Raw genomic sequence first — 4,819 nt, 5'->3', positions numbered from 1 at the left:
TGGAGTTCAGACGTGTGCTCTTCCGATCTGCGCCGAGATCGTTGACGTAAGCCGCGGCGGCATGCGCGTGCGCCTGGTGGACAACGGCGCTGTGGCCTTTATTCCGGCACCGTTTATTCACGCCGTGCGTGACGAAATGGTCTGCAGCCAGGAAAACGGCACCGTGCAGATTAAGGGTGAAACGGTATATAAAGTCAGCGACATTATTGATGTCACCATCGCAGAAGTGCGCATGGAGACCCGCAGTATTATCGCCCGACCTTTCCAGGCCTGATCTAAACCGGCGCGGATCCTTCCGCGCCGGTTCCTTCCTGCATGCTTCTCATCCTGCAACAGCGAATAATCTGCCCCCGTTTATCCTTTTAGGGTGTTACCGCACGGCTGAAAGTAATTTCCGCTTCTCTTTTGCTGACATTTTTAGCATCATTGATTCTTAATACTTTTCTTCCGGGATAACCTATGTCTAACCTTGACGCTCGTCAGCTTGCCCAGCGTATTGATACGGTACTGGATATTCTGGTCGGCGGAGATGCTCCGTCGGCAATCAAAAATCTTGAAATTCTGAAGGCCGAACTGCTGGCCAACGTTTCAGACCCGCAGGATAATAAATCTGCGCAGCCTAAATCACCCTGGGAAATATAGGCCTTGCCGCGAAGCTGATATGAATACCCGACAACAGTCAATTCTACAAATGGTGATCGACAAAGGCCGCATGAGCGTTGTCGATCTCGCCCGCATGACGGGCGTGTCCGAAGTCACGATCCGTCAGGATCTTAATCTACTGGAAAAACAGAGTTTTTTGCGCCGAACCCACGGGTTTGCGGTGCCTATCGACAGTGAAGATGTTGAAACGCGCATGATGAACAATTTCGCGATCAAAAACGAGCTGGCGGCTTTCGCCGCAACGCTGGTTAGCCCGGGCGAAACCGTGTTCATTGAGAACGGCAGCAGCAACGCCCTGCTCGCCCGCGTGCTGGCGGCGCAGCCGGACGTTACTATCATCACCGTCAGCAGCTACATTGCTCACCTGCTCAAGGAGATGCCCGCCGAAGTGATTTTACTGGGTGGGATTTATCAGAAAAAGAGTGAGAGCATGGTTGGGCCGCTGACCCGCCAGTTCATACAGCAGGTTCACTTCAGCAAAGCATTTATCGGTATCGACGGCTGGCGTCCGGCAACGGGCTTTACCAGCCGGGATATGATGCGCGCTGATGTGGTAAATGCGGTGCTGGAAAAATCCTGCGAAGCGATAGTGTTGAGCGACAGCACCAAGTTTGGCGTCGTGCATCCCTACCCGCTGACGCCATCACAAAAATTCAGCCGGGTTATTACTGATGATGCGCTGAGTGAAGACAACCGCAGCCAGCTTGAGCAAGCCGGCGTCAGCGTTAATATCGTCCCCCGCCCCTGAGAATAGCCTCCGCACTGCGGGGGCTGCCCGCTATCATTCTGAATCAATCAGGTACATTTAGACATATCCAGAATCTTCTGAGCCGCTAATTAAGAGTTTTTAACCTCCCACTCGGTGTGGGTTGTCTTACACTTCTTAACAGCGATATGACAGGACGTAATTATCACCAACGTGATTTGAACAATACCTGCGTAGTTCCCTCGGTAAACACACATGGCATAAGGCCTTGAGCTAAACTAAGTGTGCTGTCCCGAAATAGTGTATTCAGGAGAGAAGTCCATGATGAAAATAAGTAAAAAAATGACCGCTTCGGTGTTAGCTGTAGCTTTAGCCATGTCTCTGAGCGCCTGTGGGCACTGGTCTAAGCGCGATCGCAATACGGCTCTCGGGGCCGGTGCGGGTGCGGCTGGCGGGGCTATCTTAACGGATGGCAGCACGCTGGGAACGCTGGGCGGCGCGGCCGTCGGCGGGATCATTGGCCATCAGGTCGGTAAATAATATTTTTCACAGTAAAACCGTATTAAACGAGGGCCGCAGCTTGCTGCGGCCCTTACTGTTTTAACCGCCCGCCAGCTTCACCTTCATGCCTTTTGCTTCAAGCAGTGACTTAATCAGATCCCGCTTGTCACCCTGAATCTCAATAATGCCATCTTTCACCGCACCGCCGCAGCCGCACTTCTTTTTCAGTTCTGCCGCGATTTTGGCAAGTTCAGCATCATCAGCGTCAATTCCGCTAATCAGGCAGACGCCCTTCCCTTTGCGCCCGCTGGTCTGGCGCTGAATGCGCACCACGCCGTCGCCTTTAGGCCGCTCGGGTGCCGCTTTGGGTTCGTCAATGCGCCCGCTTTCGGTGGAATACACCAGCCGGCTGTTGGAGTCGCTCATCATCATTCCTTATGCCAGAGAGGTATTAATATCGCGCAGCGCCTGCGCCGGGTCGGCGGCCTGCGTGACCGGACGACCAATCACCATATAATCAACGCCCGCCGCCTGCGCGTCCTGCGGCGTCATGATGCGACGCTGATCGCCTGCGTCGCTGCCCGCCGGGCGAATGCCAGGGGTGACCAGCTTAAAAACCTGCCCGCGCTCCTGCTTCATTCGAACCGCTTCCTGCGCAGAACAGACCACGCCGTCCAGACCGCAGCGCTGGGTCAGCGCCGCGAGCTTCAGCGCGTAATCAGCCGGAGAAAGTACGATGCCTAAATCCTGCAAATCGCCGCTTTCCATGCTGGTCAGCACCGTCACCGCGATCAGCAAAGGGGCATCGCTGCCGAACGGCAGCAGCGCCTCGCGCGCTGCAGTCATCATCCGCGCGCCCCCGCTGGCGTGGACATTGACCATCCACACGCCAAGATCGGCCGCTGCCGCTACCGCGCGGGCAGTGGTGTTGGGGATATCGTGGAATTTTAAGTCGAGGAAAATTTCAAATCCGCGCTGCTGCAGCATCTGAACAAACTGCGGGCCAAACAGGGTGAACATCTCTTTGCCCACCTTCAGCCGGCAGTCGCGCGGGTCAATGCGGTCAACGAAAGCCAGCGCGCTGTCGCGATCGTGATAATCAAGCGCAACGACGACGGGAGAGGAAGTCACATTTCGGGATTCGGACGTCATGTTCAGACCTTCTAGTTGGGGCCAGACCGGCGAAAAAATGGCAAACGGCGGCATTCTACCTGCGATGTGCTGAAATGAACAGGTTTACCTCAGCCGCTTACTCCGCCCGCAGCACCACAATTCCCGGCTTGGATCGCACATAAGCCAGGAACGGCGAATCAATGACCTTACGTTCCGAAATAGTCGATGAGGCATCGCGGAACCAGACCTGCCCTCCGCGACGCACCACTATGCCTACATGGGTGACGTCAAGCCCCGGGAGCGGAGAGTAGATACCGACGTAGTCGCCTTCTTTGAGTTTTTCGAGCACCCCGGCATCCACAGCCCTGCCGGGAATGTAGTTTATGCTGCGCGGGCGAACCGGGAGACCCGGGATAAAGACGCCGCCACCCGGCTTAATGTTTAGCTGCTTTTGCACCGTGAGGTACCGGGCGCCAAGCGTGGGAGTAATGTCCAGTGCGTTGCGGGGTGCGGTAGCAAACCAGTCGGAGAAGAAGTGTCGGCGGCTAAGATAGTCCACACGGCCGTTTACATAGCGGATGTGAGCAAGGTTGTTGATAAAGCTCTGGCGGTCCCGGCTGCGGCTCAGCGCCTCGATATAGTCCGCGAAAGTAAAACAGTCGACGCCGTTGAAATTCACTACCAGCGCTTCAGGCGTTGCCGGACCGCCCGCGAGCGTGCCGGCCTGGTAGCGGGTGCCGAGAAACGCGGCCGATACGCGAGCGAGAGTTTCGCCGTGGGGTTCGCCGGCGTAAGGAACAACTTTTTCAGCAATGATATTGTCGACGCGAGCGGCGCTGGCGCTATCTATCACTATCTCTGCCCCGCTGGCCAGGTTTGCACCCAGGCCCAGTAGCAGAACAGTAATGCATATGTATGATCTCATCCCGACCTCCGCACGGGATTGTACTGTATTTTTGCAGCGGAAATGTTTCGGAATGAAACTAAAAGCGGCCCTGCAGACTGAGGCGTGCACGAGGGTTAAGTTTGCGATTAGAAAAAACCATAACAGTATGTTGTAACTAATTAGCGACTTTTTTTAAAGATTACTGTCCATCAAGGCCGCGAATAGGCTTCACCGTTGACCAGGCCCGGCAGGACGGACAATGCCAGTAAAGCGTGTAGGCCGTAAATCCGCACTTGGTGCAGCGATAGCGCGGCTTGCTGCGCACCTGTTCACCCACCATGTCGCGAAGCACCATCAGGCTCTCTTTCGCGCGCCCTTCTTCGGCTTCGCTCAGGTGATAATCCATCAGCTTGTGGAATACCCGCATGGTTGGGTGCTGCTGCAGCTGGCGGGTAATGTAGGTTTGCGCGACTTCAACGCCCTGGCTCTGCTCAAGCAGCTGCGCCAGCATCAGCTCTGCCGTAGCGCCGGTGTTCTCTTCCACGGCGCGGCGTAAAAAATGCTCCCACTCGGCATCTTTACCGAGCTGCTGATAGCAGGTTTGCAGCATTTCAAGGGTTTCGCTGACCAGATCGCGGTCCTGATCGATAACCCGCTGCAGGCTTTCAACGGCTTTGGCATAATCGCCTTTATTCATCCATACGCGGCCCATCATGATGGAAACTCGCGCGCTGCTGCTGTCAGCCGAAGCGCCCTTCTTCAACAGCGCCAGCGCTTTGTCCATTTCGCCGCTGCCCATTTGCTGCAGCGCCAGCTCGCACCAGAAGTGCGCGATTTCCAGACGATGATTCTCTTTACCAAGCTTGACCAGACGCTCGGCAACGTCGATAGCTTTCTGCCACTCGCTGGTAGATTGATAGATCTGCAGCAGCTGCTGCATGGCGCCGATG

The 4,819-nt window shown here is 55.7% G+C and carries 7 protein-coding genes; 3 read left to right on the top strand and 4 right to left on the bottom strand.

Annotated features, from left to right (window positions below):
- The first annotated feature begins 459 nt into the window (after window positions 1-459).
- From QZ766_RS17175 to osmB, 3 genes are all read left to right on the top strand, one after another.
- Entirely contained in the window at window positions 460-642 is a 183-nt protein-coding gene (locus QZ766_RS17175; protein ID WP_297204105.1) for a hypothetical protein, read from the top strand.
- A gap of 19 nt (window positions 643-661) precedes the next feature.
- Entirely contained in the window at window positions 662-1,411 is a 750-nt protein-coding gene (locus tag QZ766_RS17170; RefSeq protein WP_297204104.1) for a DNA-binding transcriptional regulator YciT, read from the top strand.
- A 279-nt stretch (window positions 1,412-1,690) separates the two neighbouring features.
- Complete coding sequence (gene osmB, locus QZ766_RS17165) at window positions 1,691-1,909, top strand: osmotically-inducible lipoprotein OsmB (RefSeq protein WP_297204103.1); 219 nt, start codon at window positions 1,691-1,693, stop codon at window positions 1,907-1,909.
- A gap of 60 nt (window positions 1,910-1,969) precedes the next feature.
- On the opposite strand, the gene yciH is transcribed toward osmB, so the two are convergent.
- From yciH to lapB, 4 genes are all read right to left on the bottom strand, one after another.
- The gene (gene yciH / locus QZ766_RS17160) at window positions 1,970-2,296 is read right to left on the bottom strand and encodes a stress response translation initiation inhibitor YciH (protein ID WP_297204102.1); all 327 of its coding nucleotides are present in this window, start codon (window positions 2,294-2,296) and stop codon (window positions 1,970-1,972) included.
- Window positions 2,297-2,305: 9 nt separating this feature from the next.
- Window positions 2,306-3,022, bottom strand: coding sequence for an orotidine-5'-phosphate decarboxylase (gene pyrF, locus QZ766_RS17155; RefSeq protein WP_297204101.1), 717 nt, complete (start codon window positions 3,020-3,022; stop codon window positions 2,306-2,308).
- Window positions 3,023-3,119: 97 nt separating this feature from the next.
- Window positions 3,120-3,908 carry a DUF1460 domain-containing protein gene (locus tag QZ766_RS17150; protein WP_297204100.1) on the bottom strand — a complete coding sequence of 263 codons (789 nt, stop codon included), beginning with the start codon at window positions 3,906-3,908 and terminating at the stop codon, window positions 3,120-3,122.
- Window positions 3,909-4,068: 160 nt separating this feature from the next.
- Window positions 4,069-4,819 (bottom strand): lipopolysaccharide assembly protein LapB (gene lapB / locus QZ766_RS17145; protein ID WP_297204098.1); only part of this gene is annotated, 751 nt, incomplete at its 5' end.

This window comes from uncultured Pluralibacter sp., assembly GCF_913775985.1.
Taxonomy (GTDB): domain Bacteria; phylum Pseudomonadota; class Gammaproteobacteria; order Enterobacterales; family Enterobacteriaceae; genus Pluralibacter.
Note: the sequence above shows the minus strand (reverse complement) of the source record. Positions and strands in the feature narration are given on the sequence as shown.

Excerpts from the sequence above, each read along its gene's own strand:
- yciH (WP_297204102.1), bottom strand. The coding sequence starts at position 2,296 with ATGAGCGACTCCAACAGCCGGCTGGTGTATTCCACCGAAAGCGGGCGC.
- QZ766_RS17170 (WP_297204104.1), top strand. The coding sequence starts at position 662 with ATGAATACCCGACAACAGTCAATTCTACAAATGGTGATCGACAAAGGC.
- QZ766_RS17150 (WP_297204100.1), bottom strand. The coding sequence starts at position 3,908 with ATGAGATCATACATATGCATTACTGTTCTGCTACTGGGCCTGGGTGCA.
- osmB (WP_297204103.1), top strand. The coding sequence starts at position 1,691 with ATGATGAAAATAAGTAAAAAAATGACCGCTTCGGTGTTAGCTGTAGCT.
- QZ766_RS17175 (WP_297204105.1), top strand. The coding sequence starts at position 460 with ATGTCTAACCTTGACGCTCGTCAGCTTGCCCAGCGTATTGATACGGTA.
- pyrF (WP_297204101.1), bottom strand. The coding sequence starts at position 3,022 with ATGACGTCCGAATCCCGAAATGTGACTTCCTCTCCCGTCGTCGTTGCG.